The organism is Glaesserella sp., assembly GCF_041817755.1.
In the GTDB taxonomy this organism is placed as follows: domain Bacteria; phylum Pseudomonadota; class Gammaproteobacteria; order Enterobacterales; family Pasteurellaceae; genus Glaesserella.
Genome location: NZ_JBGYBX010000022.1, coordinates 13,096 through 34,333, shown reverse-complemented (window position 1 = coordinate 34,333; position 21,238 = coordinate 13,096). Strand labels below are relative to the sequence as shown.

Sequence of the window (21,238 nt, the reverse complement as noted above, 5' to 3'; positions counted from 1 at the left end):
GGCGGACTTTTTAGCATAGACCACGCGAGATTTCCACTAAATTTAATCAAAGAGTGTTATAGCAAAAAACAAGCGGTCGGTTTCGGCTGATTTTTTGCAAATTCTCATCTTTCCCTTTGACTAGAGCACCAACAATCTGTAATATGCGCACCCTATGCAAAAGGTAAAACTACCCCTAACGATTGACCCGTATAAAGACGCTCAGCGTCGAATGGACTATGAAGGCTACATTTCTGCGAGTCTGCTTGGTCGTTTGGGTGAATCCGTCGGTCAAGTGCTGAGCGATGCGCAAGTTACTTTATCGTTATATGTCGATCCGCAAAAACTCACCGTCATTAAAGGTGCGGCAAAGGTTGAGGTGGAACTCGAATGTCAACGTTGCGGTAAGCCGTTTACGCAAATACTTGACTGCACGTTTTGTTTCAGTCCGGTGTCTAATATGGATCAGGCGGACGAATTGCCCGAAATTTATGAACCGATTGACGTGAATTCGTTTGGTGAAATAAATTTGCTGGATATGGTAGAAGATGAATTTATTCTATCATTACCTCTAGTCCCGATGCATGAAACTGAACACTGTGAAGTGTCCGCGCAGGAACAGGTTTTTGGCGAATTGCCTGAAGAATTGGCGAAAAAACCGAACCCGTTCGCTGTATTAGCTAATTTAAAGAAAAAGTAATTTAGGAGTATGGCCAATGGCTGTTCAACAAAATAAAAAATCTCGTTCACGCCGTGATATGCGTCGTTCGCACGATGCTTTAACAACCGCTGCAGTATCTGTAGATGCACGTGGTGAAACACATTTACGTCACCATGTATCTGCTGACGGTTACTACCGTGGTCGTAAAATTAAATAATCAATTGAGCTCTTAGAGGTTTAAATTGAGTCGTCTAACCCTTGCGTTAGATGTGATGGGCGGGGACTTTGGTCCCCGTATTACTATCCCGGCTTTATTATTGGCATTGGAGCGTCATCCAAGGCTATCTTTTATTCTATTCGGCGATCAAGCTCAAATCTCCCCGCTATTACAGGCTGTTCCGACAGCGTATCAACAACGCATTCAGCTAATTCATACATCCAAAGTGATTGGAGCCGATTTGCCTTTTGTACAAGCTTTGCGGCAGAGCAAGGGCAGTTCGATGCGTTTAGCGATCGAAGCGGTGGCGAAAGGGAATGCACAAGGTTGTGTCAGTGGCGGGAATACCGGTATTTTAATGGGATTGGCAAAACAGTTGATTCAACCGCTGCCGAATATTGAGCGTCCGGCATTGACTTCACTTATTCCGACGATGAACGGTAAATCGAGCGTGATGCTTGATCTTGGTGCAAACGTAGAAGCTGACAGCCAATTATTGCTGCAATTTGCGGAAATGGGCAATATTTTTGCCGAGGCTATGTTGGATCTGGTTTATCCCCGCTTGGCACTACTCAATATCGGCACCGAAGAGAATAAAGGCAACTTGCAAATTCGAGACGCTCATCAACGCCTCAAAAACACGCATCACTTAAATTACATCGGGTTTATAGAAGGCGACAAATTGATGAATCATATTGCCGATGTGATTGTGTGCGATGGTTTCAGTGGAAATATTGCGTTGAAAACCTTGGAAGGGGCGGCAAAAAATATTTTGTCTTTTTTCAAGAAGTCGACGGAAGATTCTCACCTTTGCCGCAATGTAAAGCGTTATTTGTTACGGGTGGTGTTTTACCGTTATTACCGAAAGTTACAACAAATTAATCCTGATCGGCATAACGGTGCGACATTACTCGGGTTATCTTCCGTTGTGGTGAAAAGTCATGGCGGAGCAGGAATAAATGCATTTTTTTATGCCATTCAATATGCAATTCAGCAGATCGAAGGCGAAATTCCTGTTAAAATTTCCGAAGGATTAAACAGATTACAAGAGAATAAGATATGTACAGCAAAATCTTAGCCACGGGCAGTTACATGCCTGCGCAAATCCGCACTAATGCGGATTTAGAAAAAATGGTGGATACAACGGACGAATGGATTGTAACCCGTTCGGGAATGAAAGAACGTCGCATTGCCGCATCGGATGAAACCGTTGCCACCATGGGTTTTGAGGCAGCGAAAAAATGTTTGGAACAAGCGGCATTAGATCCTCAAGAAATTGATTTGATTGTGGTGGGAACAACCAGTAACTCTCACGCTTATCCGAGTGCGGCTTGCCAAATTCAAGGAATGTTGGGTATTGACGATGCGATTGCGTTTGATGTGGCGGCGGCATGTACAGGATTTGTGTATGCATTAAGCGTGGCGGATCAATTCGTGCGTACTGGTAAAGTGAAAAAAGCATTGGTAGTGGGTGCGGATCTTAATTCACGCAAATTAGATGAAACCGATCGCAGTACGGTTGTTTTATTTGGTGACGGTGCAGGAGCGGTAATTTTGGAAACCAGTGACGAACAGGGGATTATTTCTACCCATTTACACGCTTCAGCGGACACCAAAGATGCACTCACGTTACCTCATGCGGAGCGCGGCGATGCCCGCTCGGGATTTATTTCGATGCAAGGCAACGCAACCTTTAAACTTGCTGTCCGCGAGTTGGCAAACGTAGTGGAAGAAACGCTTGCGGAAAATCAATTGGATAAGAGCGAGTTGGACTGGTTGGTACCGCATCAAGCGAATTTACGCATTATCAGTGCGACGGCGGAGAAACTTGAAATGTCGATGGATCAAGTCGTGGTGACGGTCGATCGCTACGGCAATACCAGTGCGGCGACGATTCCGGTAGCGCTGGATGAAGCTGTCCGTGACGGTCGAATTCAACGCGGTCAATTATTGCTGTTGGAAGCTTTTGGCGGCGGTTGGACATGGGGTTCGGCATTAGTCAGGTTCTAATCCTTTTCGGGAGTGTTGGATTCGCTCCCGCTCGATCATACAAGCGGTCGGATCGCTTGATTGTTTTACCAATGAATCGCACGTCATTTGTTGTGCGTATAGTCAATGATAATGTCAGAAAAGATCACATTTGCCGATAAAAAACGTAAAACCGTTGAACGGGCGGAATTTACGCCCGATGGTCGTTATTTACGTAAAGTGCGTAGCTTTGTGCTACGTACCGGGCGTTTAAGCGATTATCAGCGGGATATGATGAATAACAACTGGGAAAATCTCGGTTTGGATTATCAAAGTACACCTTTTGATTTTGAAGCGATTTTTGGCAACCGCAATCCTGTGGTGCTTGAAATCGGTTTCGGTATGGGGCGTTCATTAGTCGACATGGCGGACCAAAATCCGGATCGTAATTATATCGGGATTGAAGTTCACACACCCGGTGTTGGCGCTTGTATTGCTTATGCGTTAGAAAAAGGTGTGAAAAATTTGCGGGTGATTTGCCACGATGCCACCGAAATATTACGTGACAGCATTGCCAACGGTACATTAGGCGGATTACAGCTTTATTTCCCCGATCCGTGGCAAAAAGCAAAACACCATAAACGCCGTATTGTTCAGCCTGAATTTATTACCCGTGTATTAACCAAACTGTCGCCGAACGGTTTTATCCATTTTGCGACGGATTGGGAAAATTACGCAGAACATATGTTAGACGTGTTACGTCAATTTGACGCTTTATTGCAAAATACGTCAGAAACCAACGATTTTATTCCACGCCCTGATTTTCGCCCTTTAACGAAGTTTGAAGAACGCGGACATAAATTAGGACACGGCGTGTGGGATTTATATTTTATTAAGAAATAATGTTACTCAACCAGGAGAAAGAAAATGGCTCAACCGATTCGTAATCGTAGACAGCGTAAAAAAATGCACTTAGCAGAGTTCCAAGAGTTAGGCTTTTTAGTGAAATTTCAATTTGCAGAAGGTACAGGTATTGACCAAATTGATGCAACTGTGGATCGTTTTATTGATGAAGTCATTCGCCCAAATGGCTTAGCTTATGAAGGCAGCGGCTATTTACATTGGGAAGGTTTAATTTGCTTAGAAAAATTAGGCAAATGCGATGAATCTCACCGTCAATTAGTGCAAAAATGGCTGGAAGCAAACGGCTTGGTGGAAATCGAGGTCAGCGGCTTATTTGATATTTGGTGGGATTTACCGATCTCCGAATAAACATTTTTCCTCTCCCGTTTACGGGAGAAGGTATTGCAAAATTTTTATAAAAAATCACCGCTTGTAACCCTCTTTCGGCTTTACGCAAAGACAATGCTTTGCTCAAATCTGTCTTTTCCGCTTGTGGGAGAGCGTAATTTTGGAGAATAAAATGGAATTCTTAGTTCCTTTCATTCAAATTATTGTCAGCATCTTTAGCTTTTTGCTAGTGCTACGCACGTGGCTGCAATTTTGCCGCGTTGATCCTTATCTGCCGATTTCACAAACCTTAATGCGTTTAACCAACTCGGTTTTAAACCCGTTAACTAAACTGATTCCGACAGTAAAAGGGATTAACTTTGCTGCGCTATTGCTTGCAGTCGGGATCGTAACATTGCTGTTTGTGTTGCTCGGTTTGGATTTACCGAGAGCAGTGTTGATCGGATTGCTCAGCGTAGTGAAAACCTTCGGGCAGATTCTCTTTTTCACGACCTTAATTCGTGCATTGATGAGCTGGGTAACGCAAGGTAATCATCCGTTGGATTATACGATTGCTCAAATTACCGAACCGGTGTTAGGTATTATCCGTAAAATATTACCGAAAACAGGCATGTTGGATTTTTCCGTGATGGTGCTCGGCTTTGCTTTAATTTTCCTGAACGGCTTGTTTTACCAAGTGTTCGGACAATTATGGGCTATAGCGTAATGCAAGCAGTCGAATTTTGTCAAAATCCGCAGGGTATTCGCCTGCGGATTTTTTTACAACCGAAAGCAAGCAGAGATCAAATTGTTGGCTTACATGATAATGAGCTTAAAATTGCGATTACCGCCCCGCCCGTGGACGGACAAGCGAATGCTCACTTGCTGAAGTTTGTAAGTAAACTGTTCAAAGTACCGAAAAGCAGCATTGTATTGGAAAAAGGCGAGCTACAACGACATAAACAAATTTTTGTGCCGGCACCTAAGCAGATTCCGGTGGAGATTGAGACTATAGCAAAAGGGTAAAAAATTGATTTTTCCCATAGAAAAACCGCGTTAAAACTGCTACTTTACGCCTATTGAAAATTATTCTTAACTAGAGAGAAATTGAAATGTTATTTGCGCTACTCAGCATTGCGGCTTATCTTGGTGCGTTGTTATGGATTATGCCGACCCTTGCTCACGTTGATGCGGAGAAAAAACCGAATACGAAAGCGGTATTTGTGCTCGGCAGCGTGGCGGTGATTTGCCATATCGTCAATATTTCTCAGCATTTAGTGGTCAGTGGCGGGCAGAATTATACCATTGCCAATGTCGCATCATTGATCAGCGTGATTGTGAGCGGCTTAGCCACGTTTGCCCTGATGCGTTGGAAAACGGTTTGGTTTCCCTTGTCGGTGATTTACGTTATCGGTATTGTTACTATTATTCTCTCTTCTTTTGTGGAAGGCAATTTCATCAAGCAACTTTCGGAAAATCTTGGTTTAATGTTCCATCTTGGTATTGCCATTACATCCTACGGTTTATTTTTGATTGCATTGCTTTATGCCGCACAATTGAAATGGTTGGACAGAAACCTGAAAAGCAAAAAGTTTACTTTTTCGCCTGTATTACCGCCATTGATGACCGTCGAACGCCATTTTTTTACGTTAACCCTTGCTGCACAAGCGTTACTCACGATAGCGCTTGTGACCGGCATGATCTACTTACACAATTTCTTTGCCCCGGAACATATCCATAAAGCGATTTTTTCGTTTATTGCTTGGATTGTGTATAACATCCTGCTATTAGGGCAATGGAAACTGCATTGGCGAGGAAATCGGGTGCTAATTTACTCGATTTCGGGTATGATGTTGCTCACTATCGCCTATTTCGGTAGCAGAGCCGTATAATCGGCTTTGGGAAGCGGTCAGATTTTCTTAACAATTTGCAAAAAAATATTCAAATCTGACCGCTTGTTGATTCACTCACATAGGATTTTCATTTTGGACAGTATCCCCCTGAGTAGTTTATTTATTACTCTTGCTATTCTTCTTTTACTTTCTGCTTTTTTCTCAGGCTCTGAAACAGGGCTCATGTCTCTCAACCGTTACCGCATGCGCCACCTTGCCGAAAAAGGACACAAGGGAGCAAAATTAGCGGAAAAATTGTTATCCAAAACGGACACATTGCTCAGCCTGATTTTAATTTGTAATAACGTCGTCAATATTGCCGCATCGGCGATTGCGACCATGATCGGCTTACAAATTTCGGGCGAAGCCGGTGTTGCCGTTGCAACGGGGCTTCTCACTTTCGTGATGTTGGTTTTTTCCGAGATTCTGCCGAAAACTGTCGCGGCGCTTTATCCCGAAAAAATTGGTTTTTTGGCAAGTTATCTGCTGATGCCGTTACAAAAAATACTGATGCCGGTGGTGTTCTTCATGAACCTGATTATCGGCGGATTAATGAAATTATTCCGAATTCGGAAGTCCGAAAAGTCAGGATTGAGTGCCGAAGAATTGCGTAGTGTCGTGCTTGAAGCCGGGCGGTTTATTCCGACTTCGCACCAAGACATGTTGGTGTCGATTTTGGATATGGAGAAAGTCACTGTTGACGATATTATGGTTCCGCGTAATGATATCGGTGGAATCGATATTGATGACGATTGGAAAGCCATCATGCGCCAATTAACCGGTGCCGCTCATGCCCGCGTGGTGATTTATAAAGGCAATATGGATAAAAACATATTGGGAATGCTACGTGTACGGGAAGCGTTCCGTTTAATGTTAGAACGAAATGAATTTACTAAAGAGCAATTGATTCGGGCGGTGGATGAGGCGTATTTCATTCCGGAAGGCACGCCGCTTACCACCCAACTGATGAATTTTAAAACCAATAAAGAACGCATAGGATTGGTTGTCGATGAATACGGCGATATTAAAGGCTTAGTGACATTGGAAGATATTCTTGAAGAAATCGTCGGTGAATTCACGACATCGGCGGCACCTTCTTTAGAAGAGGAAATTAAACCGCAATCGGACGGTTCGGTATTGATTGAAGGCTCCGCGAATTTACGGGATATTAACAAACTGTTCGATTGGAATTTACCGCTAGACGAAGCTAGAACCTTTAACGGGTTAATTTTGGAACATTTGGAAAAAATTCCCGATGAGGATACTCAGTTCACGTTATTTAATCTGAACGTGACGATTCTTGAAGTCAGCGATAATATGGTGAAATTAGCAAAAGTCGAGCCGATAGCCGTTTCCGCTTCATAAGGTTTATTACGGGGGATATTGTAAAATATCCCCTTATTTTCACTAAAATGGCTGACTTTTGACATTCTTATTTTGATGACCTCTACACATTAAGGTAAAATCCAGCCTTATTTTGCAAACGAAAGATAATATTAATGAAAATGCAGTTGTCACTTGAACAAATTTCAGCTCTTGCCAAGAAAGATATGCAAGCGGTCGATCAGGCTATCCTTGCTCAACTCAATTCGGATGTCGTGCTGATTAATCAGCTCGGACATTACATCATTAGCGGCGGTGGTAAACGCATTCGCCCGTTAATTGCGGTGTTGGCGGCAAATGCCGTCGGTTATCAGGGACGTGAGCATATTACTTGTGCAGCCTTTATTGAGTTTATCCACACTGCAACGCTGTTGCACGATGATGTGGTCGATGAATCGGATATGCGTCGCGGACGTGAAACGGCAAATGCCCGTTTTGGTAACGCTGCAAGTGTATTGGTGGGCGATTTTATCTATACCCGTGCGTTTCAAATGATGGCAAGCCTTCGTTCTCTTGATGTGTTACAAGTGATGTCTGATGCCACTAATGTGATTGCCGAAGGCGAAGTTCAGCAGTTAATGAATGTCAATGATCCTGAAACGACCGAAGCCAATTATATGCAGGTAATTTACAGTAAAACCGCTCGTCTGTTTGAAGCGGCAAGTCAATGCTCGGCGATTGTATCGGGGGCAGATCAAGCGACTGTGATTGCAATGCGTGATTATGGTCGTTATCTTGGTACGGCATTCCAACTGGTTGATGATATTTTAGATTACAGTGCGAATGCTGAACAATTAGGTAAAAATATCGGTGATGATTTAGCCGAAGGTAAACCAACCTTGCCATTGTTACACGCAATGCGAAGCGGTAATCCGCAACAAGCTGCATTGATCCGTGAAGCGATTGAACAAGGCGGAAAACGTGAAGCCTTAGACGAGATTTTGGCGATTATGGCAGAACATAAATCCTTAGATTACACCATGGAACGTGCAAAACAGGAAGCCCAGAAAGCCGTTGATGCGATTGCTATTTTGCCGGAAAGCGAATATAAACAAGCGTTGATCTCATTGGCGTATTTGTCGGTGGATCGGAGTTATTAAGTAAATGTTACTTTTCTTTGCTTCGCCAAAGAAAAGTAACCAAAAGAAAGGCAACCCTACTTCACCGCTTATCTTCGCTTAGTTTAAATTTGCTTAACGGAACATTTTAAATTCGCCAACTTCGTTGGCTCAGAGAAAAATGTTCCTACAAATTTAAACACGCTCAGGCGGTTCAGAAGGGAAACTAATTGTGTCGATATTTTTTCTTTATTATTTAAGGTATTTTTATGCGTTATGAGTCACTTAACAAGAAAGGTCAAGAAGACTTTTTAATGCCTATTCTTATTCAATTACTACAGAATCTAGGTGGTAAGGCAACAAGGGAAGAATTAAAAGATGAATTACGGAATTCTAATTTTGATATAGAAGATGCCATAGATGAAGTTAGAATTTCTAAGAAAAATGGGAAACCATGGAAACCTTTTGATTTTGTTTTTAACTTTAGTATTGCTAATTTAGAGTTTTCTGGATTTTTAACTTGTCCTAAAAGAGGAGAACTATCCTTAACGGATAAAGGGCAAGAGTGTGATATTAAAAAATTACACATTGAAAAAGATATTCGTTCTATCGCAGAGTTAGAGTGGGAACGCAGAAGTAAAAGAAACCAAGAAAAAAGACAAAGTCATCATAAAAACTCCGTTTTAGATGTTGATAATGATGAAGAGATGGAAATTGAAGATGATTCCATTGATACGTGGAAAGAAAAATTAAAAATAGCCCTTTGCAAAATGGAACCTAAAAAATTTGAGATGTTTTGTCGTGCCTTAGTAAGAAAAATGGGAGTAGATATTGATGAAAATATCGGTATTTCAGTTTCAAATGATGGTGGATTGGATGGCTTCGGCTATGTAACTGCAGATGATTTTAGAACAACGAGAGTTGCTATTCAGGCTAAGCGTTGGAGTCAGGAACAGAAAATCAGTTCTCCTGAAATAGATAAATTCCGTGGAGCAATGGATAAATTCCGAGCTGAATTTGGAATTTTCATTACTACCACATCCTTTTCTAAAGGTGCATTGCTAGCTTCAAGAGAAGGAACTCGAGCAATTACGTTAATTGATGGTAATAAATTAGTCGAATTAGTCGCAAAATATCAAGTTTATGTTACACCAGTAATAACTTACCAATTAGATGATTTTTATAGATGACAGAACAAACCAATCAACCCCAAGCCCACAAAGAAGCGTTACAACAAAAACGCAAATTAACCCGCAAAGGCAAAGATCCGAACGCCCCTTTTGTGCGTGAGAAACTTGAACTGCCGAACGGACACAACAAACTTTTACTACACTCTTGCTGTGCCCCTTGTTCAGGTGAAGTGATGGAAGCTATTCACGCTTCAGGGATCGAATTTGCGATCTACTTCTACAACCCAAACATTCACCCATTAAAAGAGTACCTGCTACGCAAAGAGGAAAATATCCGTTTTGCTGAAAAACACGGTATTCCGTTTATTGATGTCGATGACGATTATGAAAACGACCGTAAAGAGTGGTTTAAGAAAGCGGAAGGAATGGAGTGGGAGCCGGAGCGTGGTATTCGTTGCACAATGTGCTTTGATATGCGTTTTGAGAAAACTGCAAAATATGCTCACGAAAATGGCTACCCTGTTTTTACCAGCTGTTTAGGTATTTCCCGTTGGAAAGATATGAACCAAATCAACGGTTGCGGACACCGTGCGGCAGCTGCTTATGATGATGTGGTTTATTGGGATTACAATTGGCGTAAAAACGGCGGTTCACAACGGATGATCGAAATCAGCAAACGTGAACGTTTCTACCAACAAGAATATTGTGGCTGTGTCTATTCGTTGCGTGATTCAAATAAATGGCGTTTAGAAACAGGGCGACAACGTATTGAAATCGGTAAACTGTATTATTCACCGGATTAAGTCACTTTCTTTTGATTCAAAAGGAAAGTGATACAAGCGGTCTGTTTCCGACAATATTTTGCAAATTTAACAAGGAATTGAAACATTGGATTTTTGGCAAGGCTTTTTTGTCATCACAGGAATTCATCTGTTAGCCGCAATTTCTCCCGGTCCGGATTTTATTTTTGTATCCCAACAAACATTAAGCCGTGGGCGTATTGCCGGTTTAACTTGTGCCTTGGGCGTCGGGTTGGGTTTCGGGGTGCATTTGCTTTATTCCGTGTTGGGATTGGCTGCGGTGATTGCGGATGCAGCTTGGCTACTCACTGCGATTAAAATTATCGGAGGGGCTTACTTGATTTATCTCGGCTACCAAGGCTTAAAAGCGAAAGCAAAGCACGAAGTTATCGAAATTAAGCAGGAAACCGTTGCCCCTGAAAGTCTTTGGAAAACCCTATGGAAAGGCTTTTTATGTAACGTGTTAAATCCGAAAGCACCGGTTTACTTGGTGTCGGTGTTCACCGTGGTACTTTCGCCTGATATGCCGTTGTGGCAATTAAGCATTTACGGCGTTTGGATGATGTTTTTATTGTTTGCCTGGTTTGCCACGGTCGCATTTTTACTTTCTATTCCGTCCGTCAACCGCCAGTTTCAAAAAGCCGGGCATTGGATTGATCGTGTATTAGGTGCGGTAATGGCGGGATTGGGCATCAAAGTGATTGCGAGCTAAATAAACAAGCGGTCAGATTTCATCAATATTTTGCAAAAGGGGAAAATGTGGATTCAAAAACATTTTGGGATACCTGGGTTCCGATTTGGGCAATCTCTCGTCAAATTCCGCCTGCAAAAGTGATTAAAAACGGCTATTTGTTTGAAGAGGTTAATGACGGTAAGCGTGAGCAAGAGCTGCTGTTGTATAGCCCCGAAAGTATGGTGGAAGCACAAGCTTATTTATCAGATAAAGATTATTTCTGTGTCAGTGGTTTAAAAGAAGGGTTTACTGTACCTAAAGGTTGGGTTCATCGTTTATTTAACTTTATGATGATAAACGAACACCTTCAGATACAAGCGGTCAGTTTGGCGGAAAAATTTGCAATTCAAGCGGAAAAATCTGAAAACCGTTTCGTGGTAAAAATTTATCATCAACAAACATTAGCAAGCAGAGGGCAGGTTGCCTATCAAAATGACTATGCGGTGGTTGATTTAATTGAAACCCATGAAAATTATCGCCGCCAAGGGCTCGCTACCCAAGTCATGAAATTACTGACCAACTATGCGGTAGAAAACGGTGTGACGGTCGGGCTTCTGTGTGCCAGCGATCAAGGCAAACCGCTTTACGAAACGCTTGGTTGGCATGTGATTGGGCAGTATTCAAGAATGGTTAAAAACTAAGGAAATAATAATGAACAGAATTTTTGATATAAGACTTTGGTTTGCATTTCTTTTATTAATGATAATTCCATCTGTTCAAAATATTATCCGATTACATTTTATCGGAGAGATGCCAAATGAATGGGGATTCAATATTGCGAGCCAGATTCAGTGGTTGAATATCCTTTATGAAATTATTAAAGAGGCATTATTAGTACCATTATTTTATATGTTATTTATTTCTTATAGAAAAAGTGACAAAGATTTATCTAATAGTGTTATAAATGGTCTTATTGTTGTTTTTTTAGTACATGTCATATTTTCTATTTTCATTTTTTTAAGTTCATATACTTTGCTTGAATGGGTTGGTTTAAAATCTGAATTGATTCCTCAAGCTGAAACTTATATCAAGTTGGAATCTATTGCTATTTTATTTTCAATTTCAGTAGAGTATTTGATTGTATATTTGGCAACTCTGAATAAGATTAAAGGAATGGTGGTGTTTTCTCTTATGAAATCATTACTATTAATGCTAAGTGATACCTTTATTATATCATCAAATAGTCTTTCTTTAAATTTAGGTGTTAATGGTATTGCAATTTCTAATATTATTATTAATGTGATTTTAACTATTTACATACTATTTAGAACAAATTTGATTTGCTATTTTAAATCCAATCATATTATCTTTGATGTTGAATGGATCAAACATTGGTTTAAAACTGGGGCTTTTTCAGGTTTGGAATCCTTAGTAAGAAATACAGTATTTTTTGTCATGATTCTGAGCATGATGAATCAAATTGGTGAGCAGGGATCTTTTTGGATAGCAAATAGTATAATTTGGGGAATTTTACTTGCTCCCTCAATGGCTTTAGCCGAAGTAGTAAAAAGAGATGTTGCTAGTAATATAGATAACATAAGGCTTAAATCATTTTCCTATTTGTTAATGACAATATTATTTGTCATTTTGTGGCTACTTTCCATGCCCTTATGGGAAATGTTTCTATCTAGCATACTAAAGATTGAAAATGATACCATTATTCATTTAATGACCATTCAAACTATATTTTATTTTGTTTTTATGCTTAATAACGGAGTGTTTGATGCAACATTGACTGGTTTAGGTTTAACTAAATATCTATTATGGCAATCCATTATTGTTAATATTGGATATTATGGGGTTGTATTTATTCTTTATAAGTCAAATGTTATTACAATGAATTTGGATAATATTGCTTATGTTTTTGGTGGCGGGATGATTGTTGATATGATTCCAACGATAATTTTATATCTTAAAGCATTAAAAAATAATAATATTAATATAGTAGAGATTTTTTATAGTTCAAATAGTTTAAAAAGAGGAACAAACAATGTCTAAATTTGCAATGGTATTCCCGGGACAAGGTTCTCAAGCGGTTGGTATGCTTGCCGATCTTGCACCTGTTTACCCTGTGGTAGAACAAACGTTCAAACAAGCCAGTGATGTGCTTGGTTATGATTTATGGGATTTAGTCCAAAACGGCACTGCGGAAGATTTGGGTAAAACTGAACGTACTCAACCTGCGTTATTGGCGGCTTCTGTTGCGTTATACCGTATTTGGCAAGAGAAATTCCCTGAGCAAAAACCTGCGGTAATGGCAGGACACAGTTTGGGCGAATATTCTGCATTGGTTTGTGCCGGTGTATTGGATTTCCAAGATGCGATCAAGTTGGTCGAGCTGCGTGGTCAAGCGATGCAAAGTGCTGTGCCGGCAGGTACAGGGGCGATGTTTGCGATTATCGGTTTAGATAACGAAGCGATCATCAAAGCGTGCGAACAAGCGGCAAGTGAAATCGGCGAAGTAGTTTCCGCAGTCAACTTCAACTCACCGGGTCAAGTGGTGATTGCCGGCACGAAAGCAGCGGCAGAGCGTGCAGGCGAATTATGTAAAGAAGCAGGGGCAAAACGTGCGTTACCATTAGCGGTGAGCGTGCCTTCACACTGTGCATTAATGAAACCTGCGGCAGAAAAATTAGCGGCAGCATTGCAAAATATCTCGTTAAACGTACCGCTTGTTCCAGTAATTAACAATGTGGACGTTGCCGTTGAAACCGATGCGGACAAAATCCGTGATGCGTTGGTTCGCCAGCTTTATAGCCCGGTGCGTTGGACGGAAACGGTCGAAAAAATGGCTCAAGACGGTGTAATAAATTTATATGAAATCGGTCCAAATAAAGTACTGACCGGCTTGGCAGGCCGTATTGTTAAAGAATTATCGGCAAAAGCGGTAAATGATGTGGCATCGTTTGAAGCGGTGGTGTTTTAATATGAAATATTCCCTTCCCCCGCTTGCGGGGGAAGGTGCCGAAGGCAGAAGGGGGGATTTGCTCGCTAGAGCAAACACAAGTGGTAAGATTTATTGAATATCTTGCAACTTCGTTGCAATCCCCCTCCCTAACCCTCCCGCGTAAACAGGGAGGGATTACACATAAAATAGGATTAATATATGCAAAATAAAATCGCATTAGTCACGGGGGCAACCCGTGGAATTGGGCGTGCAATCGCTGAAGAATTAGTTTCTAAAGGTGCATTCGTTATCGGCACGGCAACGTCAGAAAAAGGGGCGGAGTCAATCTCAGCTTACTTAGGTGACAAAGGCAAAGGTTTAGTCTTAAACGTAGCGGATGCTGAATCTATCGAGCAAGTGCTTGCTCAAATCAAAGAACAATTCGGCGACATTGATATTCTCGTCAATAACGCAGGGATTACCCGTGACGGTTTATTAATGCGTATGAAAGAAGATGACTGGTTCGATATTATTCAAACCAACTTAACCTCAATTTACCGTTTATCTAAAGCTGTATTACGTCCGATGATGAAAAAAGGCGGCCGTATTATCTCTATCGGCTCTGTGGTTGGTTCATCAGGTAATCCGGGACAAACCAACTACTGTGCGTCAAAAGCCGGTCTTGTCGGTTTTTCTAAATCGTTGGCGAAAGAAGTCGCTTCACGCGGTGTAACCGTAAACGTGGTGGCTCCTGGCTTTATTGCTACGGATATGACCGATGAACTTACTGAAGAGCAAAAAAATGCGATCTTAAGCCAAATTCCGGCGGGCAAACTTGGTTCTGCACAGGATATTGCCAAAGCCGTTGCGTTTTTAGCATCCGATGATGCCGCTTACATCAACGGTGAAACCATCCATGTCAACGGTGGTTTATACATGAATTAACCGCAACAAGCGGTCTGTTTTAAACCGAATTTTGCAAAGGTAGAATTCGGTTTTCTTTTTGGGGTTTCCCGTTTTCTTTTTTATTTGGATAGTGCACTTTATTTAAAGTGATTGTTGTAGGTATTGTATGAACAAAAATACGCTGATTGTCGGCTTCATGTTGTTTGCCGTCTTTTTTGGTGCGGGGAACTTGATCTTTCCGCCTAAGCTGGGATTTGAAAGCGGTGAACATTTTTGGTTTGCCATATCCGGCTTTATCTTAACCGGTGTCGGCTTACCGTTGGTCGCAACAATCGTTGCGGCTTGCTATGACGGTGGGTATAAAAAAGCCTTGGAGAATATTAGCCCGCTCATTTCACTCATATTGCTTTCTGCGATTTATTTAACCATTGGTCCGTTTTTTGCTATTCCGCGGACGGGGGCGACGGCTTACGATATGGTCATTGTGCCGTTTTTAGAGAAGCCTGACGCGACGTCTCTTTTGATTTTTACCGCTTGTTATTTTGGTTTGGCGCTGTGGCTCAGTTTAAATCCGAACAAAATGATCGATCGGATCGGCGCAATTTTAACGCCGGCATTGTTAATTGCCATTATTGTCTTGGTCATCAGAGCCGTGATGCTGTTCTCCGAAACGGAAATCCGTGAAACCAATGCATTTCATACACCTTTCTTTACCGGTTTTTTAGACGGATATCAAACGATGGATGCCTTGGCGGCGTTCGCTTTTTCCGTATTGGTGATTAACGGGATTAAAGCCAAAAGCCGGCACGACGGAAACGATTTAGTCAAGCAGACGGCTTATGCCGCGTTGGTTGCCGCATTTGCCTTAGCCGTCATTTATATCGCCATCGGTTGGATTGGTTACAAAATACCGTTGACGGTTGAAACGGCTAATGCGGTTGTGGCGAAAGGGCAAAACCTCGGTACTTACATTTTGAACGAAACGGCAATGCAGGCGTTCGGTGAATTGGGGCGAAGCGTATTGGGGCTGATCGTGACGTTGGCTTGTTTAACGACGGCAATCGGGTTGATTGTCGCCACATCGGCGTATTTTCATAGCATATTGCCACGGATTGCCTATAAGACCTATGCGGTGGTTTTCACGTTAATCGGCTTTGGTTTGGCAAATCAAGGATTGAATGCCGTGATTGGTAAAGCCATACCGGTATTGTTGGTGTTGTATCCGGTGGCGATGACGGCACTGCTTGCCTTGTCGGTAAATCTGCTGTTGCCGTTACCGAAAGCCGCACAAGGCGCGGCAATCGTATCGGTCGGTCTGATTGCTGCCTTTTCGATCGGTGGAGCGGAATGGACGGTGCAGCTACCGTTGAAATCCTATTCAATGGAGTGGGTACCGTTTGCCGTTATCGGAGGGATCGTCGGTTACGTTTGGGCGAAGATAAAACAAAGTGAATAATACAAGCGGTGATGTTGTTCGTTTGATTTGCAAAAAGCATGTCAAAACCGACCGCTTGTGACGGAGGATATATGCCGGAATTACCGGAAGTTGAAACGAGTGTCCGAGGAATATCACCTTATCTTGTCGGACAGCGGATAAAAAAGATCATTATCCGCCAGCCTAAATTGCGCTGGAAGGTCAGTGATGAATTATCCGCAATGCAAGGTGCGAATATCATTGAGATTTATCGTCGGGCGAAGTATTTGATTATTCGCACGGACAACGGCGATATTTTGATTCACCTCGGCATGTCGGGGTCGTTGGGAATTTTATCGGTCAACGATGATAAAGCGATCGGTAAACATGATCATGTCGATCTGATTACCGACAACGGTGTGATTTTGCGTTATAACGATCCGCGTAAATTCGGCGCGTGGTTATGGGTTCATCGGGCGGATGAATCGGAGTTGCTGGCCAAATTAGGTCCGGAGCCGCTTTCGGCTGAATTTACGGCGGAATACCTTTACCGACAAAGTCGCCATAAAACCGTCGCGGTAAAAAATTTCATTATGAATAATGCGGTAGTTGTCGGTGTTGGTAATATTTATGCCTGCGAGTCTTTATTTATGGCGGGCATCCACCCTGAATTAGCTGCCCAGAATTTGAAGCCGAAACAGTGTGAACGTTTGGTCGCCGTGATTAAAACAGTGTTGACCAATGCCATTATTCAAGGCGGAACGACGTTAAAGGACTTTATTCAGCCCGACGGCAAACCGGGTTATTTTGCGCAGGTTTTGCAAGTGTACGGACGAAAAGGCGAAGCGTGTAATGATTGCGGTACGCCGATTGAAGCTAAAGTCATCGGGCAACGAAACAGTTTCTATTGCCCGAGATGCCAGCGTTTACCGACGTAGACAAGCGGCGACTTACCAACCTTGTCTACGATGCTAAAACCAGCACCTTAATCAGTTAGTTGTTCAATTTAACGTTTGGGGTGATTATGGCTAGATGTTATTACTTTTTCTCTGCCTCAATAGTAAGACCTTCTATTGGTATAATAAAAGGCTCCCCACCTTTAACGGCTGGATAAATGGCTTGTGGCGGATCATACATGCAACTATTATCGGATAAAATGTCACAAGGTACTGTACAAACGGTATTGACTGACTGGCAATTTGTGCCTTGCTTTTTATCCTGACATTCTTTAATTGCGGCTTCACTTGCATCGTTTGACGTAATGTGAAATCCCATTGTATCAAAAGGTGTGCCGTTTTTTTCACCGCGAGCTATACCGAAGCATGAATTACTAAATGCCAGCAGGAATTGACAATCAGTCTTTCCCTCTTTTTGACATTGAGCAAGAGCGTCTTTTTTTGCATCTTCAACGTTCTTATAAGGATCATCATTTCCCCATATCAGATTGCTGCTCGCTGAAAAATAAATTGCTGACCAAATTCGAGGTTTAACTTTACGTTTTGATAAAGCATCATCAGAAGCTAATATTTCTTCACGATACTCACCACATTTATATTCTTTTTCGATATCACCAAATCCGGTCGCTTCACGAATTGAGGTGATTTTTTCATTCGCATCAGTAAATACATAAGTCCAAGTTGTTTCGCCGGTATAGACTTTATCTGTAGTCATAAAAATAGTTGTCGCATTACGTCCTACTTCATAAGTTTGTAAGTCATATAAAGATAATTGATAACCAAAAATATGGCTTATTTCATCATTTTTAATACATGTTAAGTGTATATCCGGGAAACGTTTACGCTCAAAAAATTCATATACATCTTTACCATGCCAATAAATCGTATCGGTTGGTTTAATGATCGTTGAACAAGCTGATAAAAACAGCATAATATTTAAACTAAAAAAATATTTTAATATAGATATATAATTTTTAAACACAATAACTCCTTAGATTTTAAGTTATATAACAAAGCGCAAACTCAATTTTCCCTAGTCATATAAAAAGCACAAAGTGTCGAATTTTGTGCTTTTTCTTTAATGCGTTAACGGATTAGTGGGTGTCTTTTTTAGCGGACTCTTTCGGCAGTACCAAGTTTAAGATAATTGCAACAATGGCACATAAACTAATGCCTTTGAGAGAAAATTCGCCCACGTTAATCAGCATGCCGCCGATACCGAACGTCATGACGACGGATACGATACACAGATTGCGCGCTTCGCCCATATCTACTTTCGCCCGAATCAGCGTACTCATACCGACCGCAGCGATAGAACCGAACACCAACATCATGATTCCGCCCATGACAACACCCGGGATGGTTTGTAAGAATGCGCCGACTTTACCGCAGAAAGAGATGGCGATAGCCCAACAGGCCGCCCAGGTCATGACTTTCGGGTTAAAGTTTTTGGTGAGCATTACCGCGCCGGTGACTTCGGCATAAGTCGTATTCGGTGGTCCGCCGACCATCGCCGCTGCGGATGTCGCTAAACCGTCACCTAATAGTGTACGGTGTAAACCCGGTTTGTTGAGGAAGTTTTTACCGGTGACGGAGCTGATTGCCATAATACCGCCAACGTGTTCGACCGCAGGGGCTAACGCAATCGGTAATAAATAGAGAATCGCTTCCAGTTTAAATTCCGGCGCAGTGATATTCGGTAGGCTGAACCATGCGGCATCATAAACCGGTTGGAAATTAACCAAACCGAAAAACAGTGAAACGATATAGCCGACTACAATAGCAAACATGATCGGTACCAACTTCATTAAGCCTTTGGCAAACACTGCTACGATCAACGTTGTGATAAGGGTAATCATGGAAACGGTGACGGCGGTAGAATAAGGAATATCGGTACCTTTACCGATCGCCATATCCACGCCGACCGGTGCCAAGCCTAAGCCGATGATGATAATTACCGGTCCGACAACCACCGGCGGAAACAGTTTGTCCAAGACAGCTATGCCTTTGAATTTCACCAAGGCGGATAACGCAAAATAGATAAATCCGCTGCAAACGATTCCCCCCATCGTGACCGGAATCCCCCACGTTTGTACGCCGTATTGAATCGGTGCAATAAACGCAAATGATGAGGCGAGGAAAATCGGGACTTGCCCTTTCGTACAGATTTGGAAGATTAATGTGCCGATACCGGCGGTGAGAAGTGCCGTGTTCGGATCAAGTCCTGTAATTAACGGCATGAGAACCAAAGCGCCGAAGGCGACAAAAAGCATTTGTAACCCGACGAAGGCTTGCTTCGGTGTGCTGATATTTTCTGTTGTCATTTTTCAACTCTCTTAAGGTGTGATAGTCGCCGGTTACTTTGTTGTAACCCGGACGTGCATTATATAGAAAAAAGAAACGAATTTCAGGAAAATTTGTCGTCATCGCCGTGGCGATGTTCGCATGACAATCTGTGCGACAGAGGGACTCAACGAAACAAGCGGTCGGTTACGCTCAATAATTTGCAAACAGAGAAAGAAAAGAGGACGAAAATCACCGCCCGCAAACGGGCGGTGAGGATGGGAGTTATCCTGCAACGGCAGTACCGACGGTCATATGCAGCCCATAAAATAGGGTACGTCCTATCATTTCGGCAAATATTACCATCAGAGCCACAACGCTTAATATTCCTATTTTGGATGATTTACATAAGGCGACGGCAGCCAACGCCAGCAGCGTAAAACGGGCGGCTTGCAGATTTGCAAAATCCGGCACCAAACTGACCGCTTGTTGTATCGAGCTATGGATATGGGCTAGCCCGAAAGCTTGATAAATTACCACAATCACCGCGCAAAACAGCCCGATCAAATACAGATAAGGCACATAGCTTAAGTGATATGTTTTGTGCGGATTGGCATTTAACAACGCATAGCCTAACGCCGAACCACCGATGAGCACGGTTAAGTAGAATTGCCATGTAGTTAACGTCGTATTCCATGTCGGGACGGTGTCAATATGATAAACATTGTTCATCATAGACATGAAGACCAAGCCTAACAGCGCAGTAAACATGAGACATACTTTTGCTAATTTTTCAGGCATTTTCCCCAGTATGCTCAGCAACCAGTACAATCCGGCAAAACCAAAGAAAACGGAACCGCCGGCAATTTCATTACTCAACATCGATGAACCGACCCGATTAAGCGAGTTGAAAGCCCTAAACGGTGAGCCTAAATGCAAAATCGAGCAGAAAAAGCCAATACCCAATAAAACGAGTAACACAAACATCGCTTTATGTAAGTACTGCTTACTTTGCAGGGTATTCGGTTGATATAACGCCCAGCTAAACAGCAACCACACGCCCACAACCGATTGCGCCAATACGGTAAAAATAATCAGTGGTAATTCGTGTAATCCGTTCATGTTACACCTCCCTCGGGTTGGCTAAGAAGCCGTTGGTATCACCGCTCGGACGGCAATGTTTGTTCGGCTTGATGACTAAATTCGGCTGTGTCACTTCCGCCGGCGGTAACGGTGCGATAGATGCCTGATTGCCGTATTTTTCGCGTAACTCATCAATCGGTGCAAAATCTAACGCACGCAGCGGACAAGCTTCAACACAAATCGGTTTATGCCCTTCTTTGATGCGGGAGTAACAACCGTCGCATTTGGTCATGTGCCCTTTTTTCGCATCGTATTGCGGTGCATCATAAGGGCAAGCCATATGGCAGTAACGGCAGCCGATACAGATTTCTTCGTTCACAATGACAAAGCTGTCTTCGTTTTTGTGCATTGCTCCGGTCGGACAGACTTTGGTACACGCGGGATCGGCGCAGTGGTTACACGAAATCGACAAATAATAGGCAAAGACATCTTGGTTCCAACAGCCGTCCGCCTGCTGAATCCAATTGCCACCGGCGTACTCATAAATACGGCGGAAATTTACCTCGGTGCCTAAATCTTTATAGTCTTTGCAGGCTAATTCACAGGTTTTACAACCGGTACAACGCTCGGCGTCAAAATAAAATCCATGTTGTTTCAT

At 42.4% G+C, this 21,238-nt stretch carries 24 protein-coding genes; 20 read left to right on the top strand and 4 right to left on the bottom strand.

Translation table 11 applies throughout. The features are described from left to right. The first annotated feature begins 154 nt into the window (after nucleotides 1-154). The 20 genes from yceD to mutM all read left to right on the top strand — a co-directional run bounded on the left by yceD (nucleotide 155) and on the right by mutM (nucleotide 17,196). Entirely contained in the window at nucleotides 155-679 is a 525-nt protein-coding gene (yceD, locus tag ACEYKX_RS02350) for a 23S rRNA accumulation protein YceD (protein WP_373766838.1), read from the top strand. A gap of 16 nt (nucleotides 680-695) precedes the next feature. Continuing rightward, nucleotides 696-857, top strand: coding sequence for a 50S ribosomal protein L32 (gene rpmF / locus ACEYKX_RS02345; protein ID WP_015431862.1), 162 nt, complete (start codon nucleotides 696-698; stop codon nucleotides 855-857). Between the two features lie 25 nt (nucleotides 858-882). Beyond that, nucleotides 883-1,935 carry a phosphate acyltransferase PlsX gene (plsX, locus tag ACEYKX_RS02340; protein ID WP_373766839.1) on the top strand — a complete coding sequence of 351 codons (1,053 nt, stop codon included), beginning with the start codon at nucleotides 883-885 and terminating at the stop codon, nucleotides 1,933-1,935. After that, nucleotides 1,917-2,867: a beta-ketoacyl-ACP synthase III gene (locus ACEYKX_RS02335; protein WP_373766840.1), complete on the top strand. Its 951-nt coding sequence runs from the start codon at nucleotides 1,917-1,919 to the stop codon at nucleotides 2,865-2,867. Before plsX ends, ACEYKX_RS02335 begins: the two co-directional genes overlap by 19 nt. A gap of 111 nt (nucleotides 2,868-2,978) precedes the next feature. Further along, nucleotides 2,979-3,728 carry a tRNA (guanosine(46)-N7)-methyltransferase TrmB gene (gene trmB, locus ACEYKX_RS02330; protein WP_373766841.1) on the top strand — a complete coding sequence of 250 codons (750 nt, stop codon included), beginning with the start codon at nucleotides 2,979-2,981 and terminating at the stop codon, nucleotides 3,726-3,728. A gap of 24 nt (nucleotides 3,729-3,752) precedes the next feature. Next, nucleotides 3,753-4,097 carry a YggL family protein gene (locus ACEYKX_RS02325; RefSeq protein ID WP_373766842.1) on the top strand — a complete coding sequence of 115 codons (345 nt, stop codon included), beginning with the start codon at nucleotides 3,753-3,755 and terminating at the stop codon, nucleotides 4,095-4,097. 151 nt (nucleotides 4,098-4,248) lie between these two features. Continuing rightward, nucleotides 4,249-4,782 (top strand): YggT family protein, encoded by a 534-nt coding sequence (locus ACEYKX_RS02320; protein ID WP_373766843.1) that lies wholly within the window; start codon nucleotides 4,249-4,251, stop codon nucleotides 4,780-4,782. Then, on the top strand, nucleotides 4,782-5,081 hold the full coding sequence (gene yggU, locus ACEYKX_RS02315) for a DUF167 family protein YggU (RefSeq protein WP_373766964.1): 300 nt from the start codon (nucleotides 4,782-4,784) through the stop codon (nucleotides 5,079-5,081). Before ACEYKX_RS02320 ends, yggU begins: the two co-directional genes overlap by 1 nt. Before the next feature lie 86 nt (nucleotides 5,082-5,167). Beyond that, nucleotides 5,168-5,947 carry an inner membrane protein YpjD gene (locus ACEYKX_RS02310; RefSeq protein WP_373780398.1) on the top strand — a complete coding sequence of 260 codons (780 nt, stop codon included), beginning with the start codon at nucleotides 5,168-5,170 and terminating at the stop codon, nucleotides 5,945-5,947. Between the two features lie 93 nt (nucleotides 5,948-6,040). Then, complete coding sequence (locus tag ACEYKX_RS02305) at nucleotides 6,041-7,312, top strand: HlyC/CorC family transporter (RefSeq protein ID WP_373766845.1); 1,272 nt, start codon at nucleotides 6,041-6,043, stop codon at nucleotides 7,310-7,312. A gap of 134 nt (nucleotides 7,313-7,446) precedes the next feature. Next, nucleotides 7,447-8,430, top strand: a complete 984-nt coding sequence (ispB, locus tag ACEYKX_RS02300; protein WP_373766846.1) for an octaprenyl diphosphate synthase — start codon at nucleotides 7,447-7,449, stop codon at nucleotides 8,428-8,430. A gap of 227 nt (nucleotides 8,431-8,657) precedes the next feature. Next, a complete protein-coding gene (locus ACEYKX_RS02295) occupies nucleotides 8,658-9,578 on the top strand; it encodes a restriction endonuclease (RefSeq protein ID WP_373766847.1) in 921 nt (306 codons plus the stop codon). Continuing rightward, complete coding sequence (locus tag ACEYKX_RS02290; RefSeq protein WP_162856795.1) at nucleotides 9,575-10,321, top strand: epoxyqueuosine reductase QueH; 747 nt, start codon at nucleotides 9,575-9,577, stop codon at nucleotides 10,319-10,321. Before ACEYKX_RS02295 ends, ACEYKX_RS02290 begins: the two co-directional genes overlap by 4 nt. 85 nt (nucleotides 10,322-10,406) lie before the next feature. Next, nucleotides 10,407-11,030: a LysE family translocator gene (locus tag ACEYKX_RS02285; RefSeq protein ID WP_373766848.1), complete on the top strand. Its 624-nt coding sequence runs from the start codon at nucleotides 10,407-10,409 to the stop codon at nucleotides 11,028-11,030. A 47-nt stretch (nucleotides 11,031-11,077) separates the two neighbouring features. Beyond that, the gene (locus ACEYKX_RS02280; protein WP_373766849.1) at nucleotides 11,078-11,692 is read left to right on the top strand and encodes a GNAT family N-acetyltransferase; all 615 of its coding nucleotides are present in this window, start codon (nucleotides 11,078-11,080) and stop codon (nucleotides 11,690-11,692) included. Between the two features lie 10 nt (nucleotides 11,693-11,702). Further along, entirely contained in the window at nucleotides 11,703-13,049 is a 1,347-nt protein-coding gene (locus ACEYKX_RS02275) for an MATE family Na+-driven efflux transporter (RefSeq protein ID WP_373766850.1), read from the top strand. Beyond that, complete coding sequence (gene fabD / locus ACEYKX_RS02270) at nucleotides 13,042-13,977, top strand: ACP S-malonyltransferase (RefSeq protein WP_373766851.1); 936 nt, start codon at nucleotides 13,042-13,044, stop codon at nucleotides 13,975-13,977. The genes ACEYKX_RS02275 and fabD overlap by 8 nt, the downstream gene beginning before the upstream one ends. Before the next feature lie 180 nt (nucleotides 13,978-14,157). After that, nucleotides 14,158-14,883, top strand: a complete 726-nt coding sequence (gene fabG / locus ACEYKX_RS02265) for a 3-oxoacyl-ACP reductase FabG (protein WP_373766852.1) — start codon at nucleotides 14,158-14,160, stop codon at nucleotides 14,881-14,883. A gap of 127 nt (nucleotides 14,884-15,010) precedes the next feature. Then, nucleotides 15,011-16,300: a branched-chain amino acid transport system II carrier protein gene (gene brnQ, locus ACEYKX_RS02260; protein ID WP_373766853.1), complete on the top strand. Its 1,290-nt coding sequence runs from the start codon at nucleotides 15,011-15,013 to the stop codon at nucleotides 16,298-16,300. 71 nt (nucleotides 16,301-16,371) lie between these two features. Further along, complete coding sequence (gene mutM / locus ACEYKX_RS02255) at nucleotides 16,372-17,196, top strand: bifunctional DNA-formamidopyrimidine glycosylase/DNA-(apurinic or apyrimidinic site) lyase (RefSeq protein ID WP_373766965.1); 825 nt, start codon at nucleotides 16,372-16,374, stop codon at nucleotides 17,194-17,196. Between the two features lie 100 nt (nucleotides 17,197-17,296). Here the strand turns inward: mutM and ACEYKX_RS02250 are convergent, their stop codons facing one another. The 4 genes from ACEYKX_RS02250 to ACEYKX_RS02235 all read right to left on the bottom strand — a co-directional run bounded on the left by ACEYKX_RS02250 (nucleotide 17,297) and on the right by ACEYKX_RS02235 (nucleotide 21,238). Further along, the gene (locus ACEYKX_RS02250) at nucleotides 17,297-18,196 is read right to left on the bottom strand and encodes a DUF4189 domain-containing protein (RefSeq protein WP_373766854.1); all 900 of its coding nucleotides are present in this window, start codon (nucleotides 18,194-18,196) and stop codon (nucleotides 17,297-17,299) included. 112 nt (nucleotides 18,197-18,308) lie between these two features. Continuing rightward, on the bottom strand, nucleotides 18,309-19,538 hold the full coding sequence (locus ACEYKX_RS02245; protein ID WP_373766855.1) for a uracil-xanthine permease family protein: 1,230 nt from the start codon (nucleotides 19,536-19,538) through the stop codon (nucleotides 18,309-18,311). Between the two features lie 244 nt (nucleotides 19,539-19,782). Then, nucleotides 19,783-20,619: a DmsC/YnfH family molybdoenzyme membrane anchor subunit gene (locus ACEYKX_RS02240; RefSeq protein ID WP_373766856.1), complete on the bottom strand. Its 837-nt coding sequence runs from the start codon at nucleotides 20,617-20,619 to the stop codon at nucleotides 19,783-19,785. A gap of 1 nt (nucleotide 20,620) precedes the next feature. Then, a complete protein-coding gene (locus ACEYKX_RS02235) occupies nucleotides 20,621-21,238 on the bottom strand; it encodes a DMSO/selenate family reductase complex B subunit (protein ID WP_373766966.1) in 618 nt (205 codons plus the stop codon).